The organism is Neobacillus sp. GCM10027624 (assembly GCF_042675345.1).
Classification (GTDB): Bacteria; Bacillota; Bacilli; order Bacillales; family Cytobacillaceae; genus Neobacillus; species Neobacillus cucumis_D.
The window spans coordinates 955445-971279 of the sequence record NZ_JBHTHD010000002.1; the positions used below are offsets into that span (position 1 = coordinate 955445).

Below are 15835 nucleotides of genomic sequence, written 5' to 3' on the forward strand. Positions count from 1 at the left end.
AAAGACGGGTTTATTCACTATTCCAATTTAAATTTTTTAATTTCATCATCCAATTGCTCTGATAATTCTTTTAAGCCATTGGCATGTTCGGTAAAAGAATTCATGGTTGCCGAAATTTGTTCGGCCGAAGCCGCTACCTCTTCTGTTGCCGCTGCTGTTTCCTCTGATACAGCCGTAATACTGTCCATTTCCTGCGTGACGAGGTCTTTATTATGCTGGCTGTCTTTGACGGAAACCCGAACATCCTCAACCCGCTCTGCCAATTCCTGAACGGCTGTTAAAATTTCATTGAAGATGACCTGCGTTTCTTTTACGGCCGTATCTTGTTCTGTTACCACCTGATTGGTTTGTTCCATTGCATGAACAGCCCTTTTCACTACTGCCTTAATACTTTCAACAATTCGCTTAATTTCATCCGCAGATGTCTTTGATTGATCAGCTAACTTTCTTACTTCATTTGCAACTACAGCAAAACCTTTTCCGTGCTCCCCAGCTCTAGCGGATTCGATGGACGCATTTAGCGAAAGTAGATTGGTTTGATCGGTGATTCTGGTGATGGCCTCTATAATCGTGTTGATTTCTTCCATTCGACCTTCTACATCTTTTACAATGGAAGTGACCTCATTTGTAGAGGATTTAGTTTTTAAAGATTTATCTGATAGGAATTCAACCTGTTCCAAACCTTTATTGCTTAATTCCATCGAACGTTCTGAAACACTGTTCATCCCCTCGGTTACAGTAGAAATTCCATCCAATTTTTTAGATAATTCTCTCATTTGTTCAAAGCTCACATGGACATTTTTAACCTGGAGAGTGGCACCTTTTGCAATTTCATCAATGGCAAGAGCCACTTCCGATAAGGAGGCATTTGCCTCTCTTGTCATATCAGATAAATGGGCAGATGTTTCTGAAGTTGTTTTAGACGATTTTCCTACTTTCCCTAGCGATTTTGATAATTGCTCCATTGTATGATTAAAGCTTCGCTCCAAATCCTTAAATTCGTCATTAGCCATAACAGAAACCCTCGCAGTAAAATCACCTTTTGAAGCCGTCTCTAAAGCATCCCTGACGGAGAGAATATTACGTGCAATCCGGCGGCCAAAAATATAAGCGCAAAGGGCAGATAACAGGCCAAAAATGACAGTCAGAATCCATCCAATATGTCTGATTCTCGTTGCGTCACCAATAATTTCAGACTGATCTAATTGAGAAACAAATTTCCAACCTGTTCTTTTATTTGTGGTATAGGCTGAAAATTTTTCCACTCCATTTAATGTGTACTCACTCGTACCTTCTGTATTTTCTTTTATATTTTTCCATACTGGAGCAGCCTTGCCTATTTTATTTTTTTCGGGGGTTGAAATAAATTTCCCGTTTTGTCCGAGTATAGTCATATACCCTTTCTTACCAATCTTAATTTCATTAATCGATTTGGAAAATTCACTTAGGAACATATCAATGGCAACTACCCCAACTAAATTTCCCTTCTTGTCCGATACCGTCTCTGAAAGAGTGATAACCTGTTTATTTGTAAATGCATCAATATATGGCTCACTATACGTAACCTTTCCCTTATTTTCAACAGCTGCTTTATACCAATCCCGTTGTGTTGGATTATAGCCTTCCGGGAGGTCAACCTTTGGGGCCAAAATAGTCTGCCTTTTGGTAGTTCCAAAATAAACAGAAGAATATTCTGAATTTGTTTTGGATGTTCCGTCTAACAGTTCATCAGCAAATTTTTTATTCTTTTTGTTTTGATAAAACTCTGTAAAGTCAGAATTATGAGCTAGCAAATCCAGCTGATTGGCAACACCCTGCATCATGTAATTCAATCTCTCATTAGCCTGTTTTGTAATTTGAAGATTTGAGTCCGAAACTTGATCATGAATAACATTTTTTGTAACTGAATTGGAAATAAGTGCAATTGAAATCGTTGGAATAATCGCTACTGTTGTCATACCTGCAATTAATTTTGTTTTTGCGCTATTCCAATTTAACTTAGATGAAACTCTCCTTTGCTGTTCCATATAAAACCCCCAAATAAATTTTCGTTACCTTAATATTTTTCGGAAGTTTTAAAAAAGAGTTTAGCCGTACGAAAAAAATTTGAATTGTTGAGAATAAATTTACAGTTTAAATTGGTTAATCAACTTCTTTAATTCCTGCGCCATATTTGTTAAATATCCCGACGCAGAAGTAATTTCCTCCATTGCCCGCAGCTGCTCTTTTGAAGAAAACGCTACATTTTTCGATGAATTCGCTGAATTTCTGGCTATTTGAGCTGCTTCCTCCACGGAAGAAGAAACCTTTTCCGTATGTTCTGACATTTGCAACGATACAGAAGATAGTTCTTGAGTTTGGACCGCTACATGGTTGGCAGACAAAAGAATTTGCTCAAATACCTTTTCAACATGATCAATTTGGTTTAAACCTTCATTTAATTCTTTATTCACCTTATCCATGGATTGAACAGTAGAAACAGATACATGTTTAATTTCTTCAATCAATTTTGCTACAAGTTCAGCAGACTCGGAAGTTTGAACAGCTAATTTCCGTACCTCCTCTGCCACTACCGCGAACCCTCTGCCTTGGTCACCGGCTCTCGCGGCCTCGATTGCTGCATTTAGCGATAGGAGATTCGTTTGATCTGCAATTTCGGAAATAGATGAGGCAATCTTGGCAATCTCATTCGAACTTTCCGTTAATTGCTGAACAATGGATGCTGATTCTTTAAAAGAAACATTAATTTTTTCAATTTGTTGTGCTGCCTTCAGGATGGATTGGTTTCCTTGCTCTACATCTTTCTCCGTTTGTATAGAATGATCTGAAATGACTGAAACCGTCTCAGCAACACGCTGAATCCCTTCCGCCATTTCCTTTACAGCATGCGAAGACTCCATTGTACCTTTAAGTTGTGTATCCGATCCGCTAGCTACCTCTTGGATAGCAGCTGAAATTTGATGGGTGGTTTGTGTGGTTTGTTCTGAACTTGCAGAGAGCTGTTCTGCAGAAGCAGCTACTTGCTCAATGGTTTGAACCACCTCTTTTATTAACGTTCGAAAGTTTTCAATCATTTTATTCATGGAATAACCCAGTTTACCTAATTCATCTTTCCGGTTACTCACTTTCTGTATGACTGCCGAAGATAGGTTTCCATGAGAAACATCTTCGGAAACGGAAACAATGTGTTGAATTGGCTTAATCATCAATCGGTAAATGATAAAGGATAATAGTACAATCATCAGTATTAATATGGATCCAATGATAAAATTAACATTTAATAATTGATTCTTTACTTTCGTACTTGTGGCCTGCTTTTGATAGATATGTAACACACCGATTGAATGGCCTGAAAAATCCATTAAAGAGGTACTCATTTGTGCATATTCCATTTTCTTACGGTTAGTAGTTTCAAATAGCTTTACTTTTTCATTCTTCTTTATTTTGGCTAGATTTTGAGTTAAGTTGTCTCTTGTAATTTCCTTTGAAGTGGATAACATGATGCCATTATTCGTTAATAAGGCAATATCATCTTCAAGCGTATCCTTAATTTCTCCTATAGCCTGATTATCAAGGATTCTTCCAAAAATTAAAATACCTGTCGGCTTTGCCTTCCCATCCTCGTCTGTGATTTTAGACGCAGCAATCACAGCTAACCCTTTTGAAGTTTCCACTAACCCTGAAAGTTCAGTTTGGTTTTTCAACCTATCCAATATTTCTTTATTCGCTAATGTTCCCGTGAACTCTTTCACATCGCCAACCTGCGTAAGAACGCTGCCATTTAGATCAGTAGTTGCAATGAAAGAAACATTTGGAATCGCCTCTATTTCCGAGTTAACATTTTCATCAATCCAGTTAATATCTTTCTTTTTTACCGCAGCACGATTATCCTCCCAGTGAGAATTCGATTTTATAACGACTAATAAATTTTCTCCAAATTTGTAAAATAGTTTTTTAGATGCTTGATTTGAAATTGAAACGCGTTCTTTTTCCATTTGCGTTAGATCTTTCTTGACTTCGCCATATAAATAAGAGCCGGCAATGGAAATCGGAATGACCATAAAAAGAAGAAGGAAAACAATGATTCGAACAAGTAGTGAGTTTGCTATTTTGACTTTTTTCATAGATTGCCTCCATTTTGAGAATAAAATAGTACTATAGTAGCAAAACTTTTGACATATTAAAAATTTATACCATTATTTCATTATTTGTCAATTTTTATCGGAAATTGCAGGAATTTCATAATAGGATAGGGGAAAATTACATTCTATCGGCGATTTTCAGAAGTTCATCGGCCAATCGGCAGAGTTTATCAGCGATTTAAATAAACGTTTAAAAACGCTCCTGCATTCCGCAAGAGCGTTACTAAATTAAACCATAGCCTTCATGTTTTCAACGTAATGATGCTGCAGCATATACCGAAGCTCATCCCAACCGTACCCGCTTTTCTCATTGAACGCATGAGTGGTAAAGATCACTTCCCTTTGATTGTTTACTAGAATTATGGGTGTCTGAAATTGATGCAGTATCGCTTTGTCCATAATGACCCCTCTTTACCCAATGTATAACTTAAGATTATCTTTAAATCTTGTAAAAAAACTTGACTTAAATCAAGGTTTCCAAGTTTAACCTCTGTCAAAATAGAGACATACATATGAATGGAGGGAACAATAGTGGAATTATTTACGTATGAGGATATGAAGAAAATTAATCGAAGGAAATTAGGGGCGATGATCCCGTTGGAGCTTTTCCGATCGGTTCGTTTAATCGGAATGTATCAAGGGTTGCCAATGAATGGGAAAAATACAACCGTTGCGGTGGGAAGAAAGATTGGCCAAAGTTTGCCGGTTCAAAAAATTGATGAAGTCCTTGCCCATTTTCAAGAATTAAAAATTGGAATTCCAACAGTTTTGGACTCAAAAGAAAATGAATATCTTGTTAAAATTGACGATTGCTTCTGCAAAGGACTTCCGCCCCATCCTGGAAATAAAGTCTGTGACTTAGAGGGGGCAATTATAGAAGGGGCAATTTCACGCTTCTATGATGGAAGAGTAATGGTCAGCGAAGAAAAATGTAATGTAAACGGCGACAGCCACTGCGAGTATCGGATTCGATTGCTTTAAAAAATTTTAATTCACGGATAAAATAGGTTGAAATTCGGATAAATGATAATAGTGAACATACATAAACCGGGCAGTTATACTGCCCGGCAAATCTATGCTTATTCAGTAAGCCTTCCCATCAATATCGTATTATAGTAAAATCTTTTCAACTAATGATCATAATAATTTACCTCCCATTAACAAAAAGAAACAGCCCAATTTATTTGTAAATTAATCGCCCTTTTTTTGCCGTTGCTTCTGTATCGTAATGTCAAAAACTGAACCAACCACACCAATCACTTGTCCTCTTTTTTGAATTGGACGTAAGGAAACAAGATAATTAATGCCATTAAATTCTCCTTCATACATTACATTCTCTTTTCCTTCCCAAGCCTTACGGTAATATTTTTCTTTTTCTTCCGCGATTGGATTAGGAAATAAGCCTCTCAACTCTTTTCCAATTACTTGTTCTGGTGTAATTTGCATTCGATACAATAATCCACCATCGCAAACTGTGTGAATAAACTTACCATTTACTTCTTTAAAGCGAAAAATAATCCCATGGTGTTGCTTAACCGTTTCGGCTAATTCCTGACGGGCGGTTTCTGATGCTTCCCCAATCAAACCTTGTTTAAATACTTCAGTTCCAATTCCTTCACGGTTAAAAATTTGTTCGATTTGAGCTAATTGTTGAATTAGGATTTCGGGCGGCAACGGTTTGCTAAACAAATATCCTTGCCCTTGATGGCAAAAATGCTGTTGCAGAAAAATCAATTGGTCCTTGGTTTCAATCCCTTCTGCAATCACTTCAATTTGCAACTTGTGTGCCAAAGAAATAATCATTTTTACAACCATGGCATCATTGGAGTCCATTGTACAATTAAATGTAAAGGAACGGTCTATTTTAATACTATCAATTGGATATTCAGTTAAATAGTGGAGGGAATTGTATCCGGTTCCAAAGTCATCCAAAGTAATTTGTACCCCCATCCGCTTTAATTCCCTTATGATTTGGAGACTATAACTTGTATCGAGTACCACACTTTCTGTAATCTCAAGTTCAAGGTATTCCGGGGAAAGATTTGTTTCTATTAGAATATGCCGGAGACAATCCACAAAATTTGATTGGTAAAGCTGACGTGCGGAGATATTAACAGACATCATAAAAGGTGATAAGCCTGCTTCCTGCCATACCTTATTTTGCAAACATGCCGTATGAAGTACCCATTCTCCAATAGGAATATTTAATCCTGTTTCCTCTGCTAAAGGAATAAAATCTGCCGGTGAAACCAGTCCTTTTGCGGGATGTTCCCAGCGAATCAACGCCTCCACCCCTTTTAATTTTCCCGTAATCAAATCAAGCTTTGGTTGATAATAAAGGCGGAATTCTTTCCGTTCTATAGCATTTCTGAGTTCTGTTTCTAATTGAAATTTTTCACTTGCGAATTCCACTTTCCTATTCCCCCAAAGTATTAAAACTTGCCCATTAGGACTTATTTATAATCAATTGGCCAGTTGCAATGCATCAAAACAAACGACTTGGTTCCTTCCACTTTCCTTTGCACGATACAAGGCTTGATCTGCCTTTTCAATAAAATCATCCACATTTTCTCCGCAGTACAATGTAACCCCGATGCTAATTGTAATAGGAACGGGTATATGTTTATAAGTAAAGTTTGATCGTTCGACCGCTCCTCGTATCCGTTCGGCAATTGATTGGCCTTCAGCTAGCTGGGTGTTGGGCAAAATAATCGCAAACTCCTCCCCGCCAAGACGAACATACGCATCCGTGTTTCGGACATTCCTTTTTATAATTTCAGAAATATGTCTAAGGGCTTGGTCCCCGCATAAGTGACCATTATTGTCATTGACCTGTTTAAAGTGATCAATATCCAGCATAAGCAGAATCAACGGTCTTTTGATCCTTTTCATAAATGGAATCGTTTTTTCCATATACAAGTCAAAGTATCTTCGGTTATACAATCCTGTCACCGAATCAATGACAATTAATTTCTGCATTTGCTTTAATAATTTGATATATCTTAATCGCAAGTAACTCACCGTTAACAGAATAGCCGCATTCACTAAGGAATTGAAAATAAGTGCCACCATCTCAATGAGGCTAATGGAGTCCTCTTCTGTAAAATAAGTGGTATACTTCAAAAAACAATAGAAGATTGCTGTTCCAAAAATAACTTTCCATCTCGGATACAGGATCATGATTAAGATTGTAGGTATGCGATAAAGTGACCAAATAGAAGCAGACAGTCTTTGTAAATCTTCTTTTAAAGTAAAGTCTATGATTATTGGAAAAATTGTAAAAAGGACAATAATTGACCAATATAGATATTTTCTTTGCAAAATTTTTTAAACCTCTTCCGATTGGATTTAAACTCCAACTGTTTACTCATTTATGAAGCATTTACTATAGTAATCGGCGGTTTTTATAAAAGGTTTAGTAAAATAGAAAAAAAACAGCTGATGATTGAATCTAATTATCATACATACACTCAGCTGTTTTTGGGGAAAAAGATATTTAAAATTTTTGGAAAGTCATATTGAATAGAGATAATATTATAAATTCCTTGATTTACAAATCAAATTAACTATTAATCTTCGACAATGTTCGGGTATTGGCATGCATCGGTATTTATGTAAAAACACAAAAAACCGCGTTCCTCCTAGGTTCACGGTTGTCACGATATCAGAAGAAACTGTTAAATAGACACGTTCAAATTTTTTCCCACTGCCGGTGGATTTGTTACAAATTTAAACTTATCTACAGGTGTTCCAGTTGTGATATCTGGATATGGAACACTATGAGGTGCCATAAGAGCATCATACGTTACTTCTTTGATTTGACCTCCAACAGCTTCCTTGTCAGGAAAGAACGGGTGGAAATTAGAAATCGGTTGTCCTGTGATAAGGTCAGGATAGTTCCCAGGCTCTATGTTTGCATAGCCCCCTTGTGTAATTGGCTTCACTTGGTTAGCTACTTTCTCTTTTCCTTTTTCAATCGTTGCAATACATTCATCAACATGAGATTGAAAATATTCTCTAGTTCCAGGTTGAGATGAAAACATGTTGAATATCCTGGAAGTCGGATAATCGTTGATGGATGACATATTCCTTCCTCCAATATCACGATTGTTATTATTTCTATGAATTATATTCGAATATCTAGAATACCACCTAGTTGTGGCTGAACGGATTGTTCCATTGCTTGGGTTGGAGGGCTAAGTAGTTCGTTAACCATATCCCCTTGTCCTTTTGCTGTATCCATTGCCATTTTCATGACCGCTATACTTGCATCTTGATGCAGTTTGGATTGGCTTATGCCCATAGATAAACTTGCTATGTCCATTTCAACATCCCCTTTCATTTATGATACAAGATAAGGTTCAAAAGACTGCTCTAAAGCTGCTTTCCATTTTTTTGAGATGGGAAGAACGTTAAACTGGAGGATTTCTAAAGCCTTCCCTCCACTACCTTGTTCATAGGATTCGGTTAGTACGTTAAATCCTTGTCTTAAGTTTTGAAACACTTCTTTGAAATCTACTTGTCGCAGGTTGTTAATATCTAAGATACTCTTTTCAATCGACGCAAAGGCAGTGATTACACCCTGTAGTAAAGGAACAGATGCTTCAAAATATCCTTCATTTACTTGGTTGTGTATATGAGTTAATCCTTCTTCCATTGTCTCCGTTAAATCTAAGATCCGTTTCATCACATCGTTGTACTTTTCCATCTGTCTATCCCTCCTTTGATTTTATAGAAAAAAGAGACCCTTGACACAATAGGGTCTCCTTTATAAAAATTATCCACGAAGTAATTGAAGTACTTGTTGTGGTTGTTGGTTTGCTTGAGCAAGCATTGCTTGAGCAGCCTGTGCAAGAACACTGGACTTCGTTTGATTCATCATTTCTTTTGCCATATCTACGTCTGAGATACGAGATTGTGCATCAGTGATGTTTTGGCTAGATGTATTTAAGTTGTTGATGGTGTGGTCCAAACGGTTTTGAACAGCCCCTAATTTAGAACGTTCTGCAGAAACTGTTTGGATTGCTTTATCAATAACTGCAATTGTTTTTGAAGCATCATCTACTGAAGAGATATTCAATGCAGCTTCTGTTTTAATATCATCAGTTCCGTTTGAAACTGAATTAGCAGTAGTAAAGCCTTGTTGGCCTGCATTTCCAGTGATACCAAGTGCAGAAGAACGCATATCATTGATAGTTAAGGACATTGATTGTCCAGTATTTGCACCAATTTGGAATTTAACGTTATACCCAACTCCTTGAGCACCAGGTCCTACTACTTGCTGTATGTTACCTTTAACGTCAGTTGCTGCCGTAGAACCCATCGCCGCTAGCGGTGTACCAGTACCATCAGTAAGTGAAATATCCTTACCAGTTTCCGAAATAAACTGTAATTTATTTGTATCGGAGAGAGATGCAGTTACTTGACCACTCAAACCAGCTTGTTGTAAAGCAGCATTCACATCTTTAACGAGGTCCTGCATCGCTGCTTTAGCGACATTTGAGTCACTATTACCAGTATCATAGGTCTTGCCATTTGGACCACCAATATTAACAGTAACTGCACTATTAGATCCAACGGTTACTTGGAAAGAAGAGTTAGCTGCAATCGTGTTACCACCACCAAGTGCTGTAGTCATTTCAACACCTGTACGTTCAACAGTGGTGGATGTACCATGAACCGTCTTAGCATCAGTAGCATCAACCGCACCCAACCCAGCATCATCGGCACCGCCATCGTCAAGAGTAATGGTGCTGTTTGCACCTTGAGATTTAGCGGTGAACGTTAATACACCACTCGCAGTTTGAGTGATATCTACCACATCAGACAACTTCGTTCCACCAGACGTTACGTTTCCAAGAGCAGTAATGTCAGAAGCCGCACCGCTACCAGTCAAAGTTCCAGCACTGCTCAGATCGAACGTTAGATTGTCCACTGTGATTTTCGAAGTAGACGCAGCATTAGTAGTCGCCCCACTCAGTGTAAGGGACGCGCTAGTAGCTTGAGTAATCTTATCTCCACTATTTGATCCAATTCCACCATTCAACAGTTTTTGTGTGTTGAACTCAGTAGTGTTACCGATACGGTTAATCTCAGAAGTTAATTGGTTAAACTCATCTTGCATTGCACCACGGTCAGAATCTGTTGCAGTTCCGTTGGAAGCTTGGGTAGACAATTCACGCATACGTTGAAGAATGTCATGAGTTTCGTTTAAAGCACCTTCAGCAGTACTTACAAGAGAGATACCATCTTGTGCGTTACGGCTTGCTTGGTCCAACCCACGGATTTGACCTTTCATTTTTTCAGAGATAGATAGACCTGCCGCGTCGTCAGCAGCACTGTTGATACGAAGACCAGAAGATAGTTTCGCCATAGATTTGGCTTGAGCGTTACTGTTGGTGTTCAACTGACGATAAGTGTTAAGTGCTGTAATATTGTGGTTAATAATCATGTTATTTTTTCCTCCCTAGTTTATATTTTTATTGGGGATATTACCCTTTTAAAGATTATTTATAATAAACCCGATTGGGTTATTATCAAAGAAAAAATAAATAATAATTTTACAAACTAATTCTCAACTTTTCTTCTGATAAACGAATAGTTTTGTATAATTCCTCTCGATAAATAGGAATTTTTTTCGGTGCTTCAATGGCAATTCTTAGTAACCCTGAATCAGTCTGAAGGAGTGCTACCTTTATTAATTCTCCGATAAGGATTTGTTTGCCCACCATTCGTACACCTTTTTTTAAGCTTACCTTACTGCTTCCAATCTGATTGTATTGAGATATACTAAAGTGCTTTGGTGCATTAATTAATAATTGAGGTTTTAAATATTTTTTTTGAACTGTAACCTTAATCACATCACCAATAATAACGGATTGACCAATTTCTCTACCTACAATCAGCAATTTAGCAACCTCCATAGGAGTAAATTCCAAGAATTCACTTTATATGTATGAACTTACTTTATTGGAAGAATTGCTTGGTATTTTATTTATCGGATGATTAGGATTTAAGTTTAGTATTTTTCTAAAATATTAATTGAAATCTTTAAAAAAAGTTATCGCATTCTTTCTATTCTTCTTATCGGAAAAAATAAAATATGGTTTAGTAATTAAATTAATTTTTTATTTATTTAACACAGAAAAGAGCCATCCATAGGGATGACTCTCGTAACAGCATTCAGCCTTAAAATAAACCAAGAAATACTGTTTCACCTTATTCTTTATCCGCCTAGTTGTTGCGTTAACCAATTGCTTTGCGAATTTAATTTTGTAAGTGCTGTTTCCATATCGGAAAACTTTTTATAGAGATTAGTCTCATACTGTGATATTCGATTTTGCTCCTTTGTCAGATTATCAGTAATACTTTTTAGTTGTTTGGCCATCAAACTTTTTGTATCTGTGTACGCAGAAGTTGGTGAACCAGCAATGGTGGCTAAATCAGACAATGCACTGTTAACCCGGTCATAAATCCTCCAGCCAAAACCACTGTCATTACTCTTTTCACTGCTTGTTGCGGTCGTGTCACTTGATGATCCTAAGGTACTTTTTTTTGTAAATAGGTTTTGAACACCTAATAAATTGCTGTCAAGTGCACTTTTTAGTTTTGCTTCATCTAGCACTAGCTTTCCATTATCTTGATAGTTGTTACTGGTGGTAATGCCGATATCAGATAGGGACTTTGGACCATCTGTAATCCCGCCAACTGCCTGGGATAAGCTTGTCCTCATTTGTTGTAATAAACTTGAAATGTTTGAATCATTATTTAATAGTCCACTTTTAGCTTTATTTTCCCATAGTGTAATATCCGTATCTTTCATATCTTTTTTCTGATCATCTGTAAGCGGCGGATAATCACGGTACTTCTGTTCTGATATCTTAGAATTAAGATCTGAAATAAGCTGATTATATTTGTCGACTAAGGTTTTAATTGAATCAAACGCACTTTGTGTATCATTTGTTGTCTGAACGGAAACTGTCTGGCCAGTATTTGGAGCTTTTAAATCATACTTGACCCCATCATAGGTAAAGCTGTTGCTATTAATCGTAAGGGATAATCCGTTAATTGTAACCTGACCTGGTTTAACATCTGCTCCGACACTTTGATTAGTAAAGTTTTGTTGGTTTACTGCAACAGTAGGATCTGCATCTTTTAGAATAATACCATTTGTAATCCCTAAATTATTGGCACCAACATTTTCAATCTTTATGTTAGCCGTTGCTCCTGTTGCTACTGTTGAAAAAACTATAGATCCATTCCCATCAAAATAACTTGCTTTAACACCTGTCGTTGCACTTTGAGTATTGATTTTAGTAATTACACCATCTATCGTATCATCTTTAGAAATGGAAATCGTTTGTGTTCCTGTTCCTGTCAAATCAAATGAAAAATCAGTTCCGACCTTTGATGTTCTGTCTGCAATGCTTCCGCTAAAGCTAACAGTCGCATTTTGTGCTGGTGTTGCCGGCGTATTAACTGTTAGAGTGTAACTTGATGCAGTTGGTGCTCCAGAAATGGAAACTCCAACTAAATCAGGTTGTGAAGAAGTAACTGTCTTCTTATTAAAAGTGGATTGTAACCGAAGATTTTGGATTGAACTTCTAAAATCAGCTAACTTTGTATTCACATCTCTGTATGCATCTGTCTTCCATGAATTTAACGTTTTTGCCTGCTGCAGCTTATTTAGCTTGGTACTTTGTGCCTTTACCATTTGCTGAACTATACTATCCGTATCCATCCCAGAAGCTAATCCAGATATTCTATTATAATTACTACTTGTAACAGAACTTACCAATACAATCACTCCTAAAACTTTAAGGCTTAATATATTCACTATTTAACCTAACTGATCTAAATCTATTTATCCTTTTTATAATCTTATAAAGTGTTTTATCGGAAAATAGAAAAAAAGGTTTAGTCTTAAAAAATAGAGGCACAATAAAGCACCTCCAATCTTACATTACCTTAAAATATTATTCGCAATCCCCATCATCTGATCCGCATAGGAAACCGCTCTAGAATTCATTTGAAAACTTCTCTGTGAAGTCATCAAGTCAGTCATTTCTGATGTTAAGTCAACGTTGGAGCCTTCTAAAAAACCAGATTGAATTTGTGCTTCACCCGGATTCATTGCTCTCACAAAATTTGCGGCATTGGTCCCAGTCGGAAGGACAGTGGTATCGATAGAATATTCATTATCCCCCATATTTTTCAAAACATGTGGATTTTGAATATCAACAATCCCGACCCGCTGAGGGGAATTGATTACGGTGCCTTTACCATTTTTATTTTTCAATTGTATTTGTCCGGTTGCATCAATTTGGACCTCATTTTGGCCATTCAGCTGTATCGGCGTACCCTTCTGATCCAGAAGAAATCCCCCATTAGCACTAACTAAATAATAGCTTCCTTTATTATTAGGATTAGGGCTTAAATGGAAATTCCCATCACGCGTGAAACGGACCTCACTTTGGCCGCCAGCAGTTTTCGATGGATAGCTTACTTGAAAAAATCCCTTTCCTTGAATCATCAGATCAAACGGATTTTTCGTTTCAATTCCCTGTCCCTGCTCTGTATCAAGCTGAGTTAGTCCTGCCCGTGCTCCATAACCCTCTCGCAATCCATAAGGAGTTTGCCGGCCCATTTCCTGTGTAGTATCAATTTGATTGTTGATTTGTGAGGCTAAAAGCTCTGAAAAGCTTTGATCTCTTCGTTTAAATCCAGTCGTGTTTACATTGGCAATATTGTTTGCAGAAGTGTCAATTTTTTGCTGGTAGGCTTGCAGTGCGCCGGATGAAATATATAATGAAGTGTTCAATTTTCTATTCCCCTGTCCTTATGTATTTTAGCCATCAAGCCTTCCGACCGTGTACAATTTATCAAGCGATTGATCATAAACACCTAAAACTTTTTGATTTGCTTCATATCCTCTTACTGTAGACATCATATCTGTCATCGTTTGGCCAAGGTCGACATTGGACTGCTCAATAGTGCCTTGGTGCAGGGAAACACCCGGATTTGTACCGTTTCCTTGAATCATTGGTAATGGATTAGTAGATTGATAAACATTGCCACCTAAGCGGCGAAGGTCTAAAGGATTTTGTGCGATAGCTATGCCAATCCGCCCGATGTTCCTTGTTTTTGAAGGTTCATTCGGGTAAGCAATGATCTGCCCGTTCGGACTGATTTGCAAATCCTCTTTACTGATGCTGCTGTTTATTTGGACAGGTTTATTATCAGAGCCGATTACGCGATATCCGTCTGCAGTTACTAGATTGCCATTGGTATCTAGGTCAAACTTCCCATCTCTTGTATAGCCAACTGTTCTATTCGGAAGCTGCACCGCAAAAAAGGCATTCGGTTTTACCTGCCGGCCATTTACATTTTGAGCAGGAATCTCTTGATCCTCAATGGCAATGTCTAATGGATTATTCGTATCTACTAGAGCACCTTGTGTGAAGCTGGGAATGCGTTCCTGGGCGTATACCCCGTTATACAAGTCCCCTATCGGTACAGGATAGCCTGGGATTGGCGGTACTCCGGGTCCTGATACTTTGGCCATTTCATTAAAATCATTTATTCGCTGCATTAATAGTTTTGGAAAAGCACGGAGAACCGTATCATCCTTTTTAAACCCTGGTGTTTGCGCATTGGCCAGATTATTGGCTAATGTTTCCTGTCTCCGCTCCAAGGAAAACATGCCTGATGCCGCAGTATATAATCCTCTTAACATCGTTAATCCCCTTTCTGTTCTTGGCTTGCCAGCTGCAGGATAAAGGATACCTCTCCGTAACCTTTGTCAAGTTTTCTTGCAATTTGTTCGGCAGATAGCCCTTGTGCATACAAATCAAAAATTTCTTTGTATCGTTCATTTAGGAATAGATGATGTTCGTTTGTAGAGTTCTCAGCTGATTGAACAGCTGCTGCTAATGCCTGTTTTTCCGCTTGCCACTTGTTGAATTCCCGTTTGATTGCGAGTGAAAAACACTCTACAGTTAATTCTAATTCAGCCGTATCGCGCTTTAACTTTCCTAATTTCTCAAGGATTTCTTGATAATGATCCTTTTTTGTTCGAGAATCTTCTCCAATTAAACTTCGGGCAATTAAAAAAATAACACCCAAAAAAATCAGGACTAAAAGTATGACTATAAAAAACGTTTGCACTGTTCCCTTCCTTTCTGCAATTCTATGGTTGTTGTTTCAGAACCGTACAATGAGACTATGTATATAAGTTAATTAATAACCCTTTAATCTCGCCAATCCGATCCAAGATAGACAGCCCTTCATTTTGTTGGTTTAGGACATGGTCGGTTAATTCCATTAACTTGCGATCAAGCACCTGAACCGTTTTCAATGTTTTGTTTCCGCTGTATGGGTCCCAGCTTTCTGTCTGATATAAGCCGACCCCATTCTTCGTCACTTCACCCATAAACTGTTTCACTAAATCCTTGTATTTACGTAATTCAAGAAAAGTTGGATTTTCGCTTAACTTTTGTCCCTGTTGATCAACATCTTCCAATAATTGATTTAGGTAATCCTTTGTAAGCCCTTTCGAATAGTTGCTCATTATTTTTTGAAACGAAGCAGAGTTAGTGGAATTCCTTTCCGTTGTGGGAAAACGGGAATCTCCCAAATTGATTCGAATCTGGTCTTGTATTTTCAATGGATTTACCACCTCAAAAAAATATCAA

The 15835-nt window shown here is 37.6% G+C and carries 16 protein-coding genes; 1 reads left to right on the plus strand and 15 read right to left on the minus strand.

The window, feature by feature from the left end:
• Positions 1-17 precede the first annotated feature (17 nt).
• The 3 genes from ACFQZ9_RS04835 to ACFQZ9_RS04845 all read right to left on the minus strand — a co-directional run bounded on the left by ACFQZ9_RS04835 (position 18) and on the right by ACFQZ9_RS04845 (position 4541).
• Positions 18-2027: a methyl-accepting chemotaxis protein gene (locus ACFQZ9_RS04835; protein ID WP_498942549.1), complete on the minus strand. Its 2010-nt coding sequence runs from the start codon at positions 2025-2027 to the stop codon at positions 18-20.
• 99 nt (positions 2028-2126) lie between these two features.
• The gene (locus ACFQZ9_RS04840) at positions 2127-4124 is read right to left on the minus strand and encodes a methyl-accepting chemotaxis protein (protein WP_498942550.1); all 1998 of its coding nucleotides are present in this window, start codon (positions 4122-4124) and stop codon (positions 2127-2129) included.
• Positions 4125-4370: 246 nt separating this feature from the next.
• Positions 4371-4541 carry a hypothetical protein gene (locus ACFQZ9_RS04845; RefSeq protein ID WP_498942551.1) on the minus strand — a complete coding sequence of 57 codons (171 nt, stop codon included), beginning with the start codon at positions 4539-4541 and terminating at the stop codon, positions 4371-4373.
• Between the two features lie 132 nt (positions 4542-4673).
• Between ACFQZ9_RS04845 and ACFQZ9_RS04850 the strand changes: the two genes are divergently transcribed.
• Complete coding sequence (locus ACFQZ9_RS04850) at positions 4674-5123, plus strand: V4R domain-containing protein (RefSeq protein ID WP_498942552.1); 450 nt, start codon at positions 4674-4676, stop codon at positions 5121-5123.
• Between the two features lie 210 nt (positions 5124-5333).
• On the opposite strand, the gene ACFQZ9_RS04855 is transcribed toward ACFQZ9_RS04850, so the two are convergent.
• From ACFQZ9_RS04855 to ACFQZ9_RS04910, 12 genes are all read right to left on the minus strand, one after another.
• Positions 5334-6554 (minus strand): EAL domain-containing protein, encoded by a 1221-nt coding sequence (locus tag ACFQZ9_RS04855; RefSeq protein ID WP_498942553.1) that lies wholly within the window; start codon positions 6552-6554, stop codon positions 5334-5336.
• A gap of 51 nt (positions 6555-6605) precedes the next feature.
• On the minus strand, positions 6606-7463 hold the full coding sequence (locus tag ACFQZ9_RS04860; RefSeq protein ID WP_498942554.1) for a GGDEF domain-containing protein: 858 nt from the start codon (positions 7461-7463) through the stop codon (positions 6606-6608).
• Positions 7464-7819: 356 nt separating this feature from the next.
• Positions 7820-8227 (minus strand): hypothetical protein, encoded by a 408-nt coding sequence (locus ACFQZ9_RS04865; RefSeq protein ID WP_498942555.1) that lies wholly within the window; start codon positions 8225-8227, stop codon positions 7820-7822.
• Positions 8228-8268: 41 nt separating this feature from the next.
• Entirely contained in the window at positions 8269-8466 is a 198-nt protein-coding gene (locus ACFQZ9_RS04870; protein WP_498942556.1) for a YjfB family protein, read from the minus strand.
• An 18-nt stretch (positions 8467-8484) separates the two neighbouring features.
• Complete coding sequence (locus ACFQZ9_RS04875; RefSeq protein ID WP_498942557.1) at positions 8485-8850, minus strand: DUF8042 domain-containing protein; 366 nt, start codon at positions 8848-8850, stop codon at positions 8485-8487.
• Between the two features lie 69 nt (positions 8851-8919).
• Entirely contained in the window at positions 8920-10593 is a 1674-nt protein-coding gene (locus ACFQZ9_RS04880) for a flagellin N-terminal helical domain-containing protein (RefSeq protein WP_498942558.1), read from the minus strand.
• 109 nt (positions 10594-10702) lie between these two features.
• Positions 10703-11050, minus strand: coding sequence for a carbon storage regulator (locus ACFQZ9_RS04885; RefSeq protein ID WP_498942559.1), 348 nt, complete (start codon positions 11048-11050; stop codon positions 10703-10705).
• 317 nt (positions 11051-11367) lie between these two features.
• Positions 11368-12882 carry a flagellar filament capping protein FliD gene (fliD, locus tag ACFQZ9_RS04890; RefSeq protein ID WP_498942560.1) on the minus strand — a complete coding sequence of 505 codons (1515 nt, stop codon included), beginning with the start codon at positions 12880-12882 and terminating at the stop codon, positions 11368-11370.
• A gap of 222 nt (positions 12883-13104) precedes the next feature.
• Entirely contained in the window at positions 13105-13962 is an 858-nt protein-coding gene (locus ACFQZ9_RS04895; RefSeq protein WP_498942561.1) for a flagellar hook-basal body protein, read from the minus strand.
• 27 nt (positions 13963-13989) lie between these two features.
• Positions 13990-14877 carry a flagellar hook-basal body protein gene (locus tag ACFQZ9_RS04900; RefSeq protein WP_498942562.1) on the minus strand — a complete coding sequence of 296 codons (888 nt, stop codon included), beginning with the start codon at positions 14875-14877 and terminating at the stop codon, positions 13990-13992.
• A 2-nt stretch (positions 14878-14879) separates the two neighbouring features.
• Positions 14880-15308, minus strand: a complete 429-nt coding sequence (locus ACFQZ9_RS04905; RefSeq protein ID WP_498942563.1) for a hypothetical protein — start codon at positions 15306-15308, stop codon at positions 14880-14882.
• Between the two features lie 55 nt (positions 15309-15363).
• Positions 15364-15807, minus strand: coding sequence for a YaaR family protein (locus ACFQZ9_RS04910; protein WP_498942564.1), 444 nt, complete (start codon positions 15805-15807; stop codon positions 15364-15366).
• Between the last annotated feature and the right edge of the window lie 28 nt (positions 15808-15835).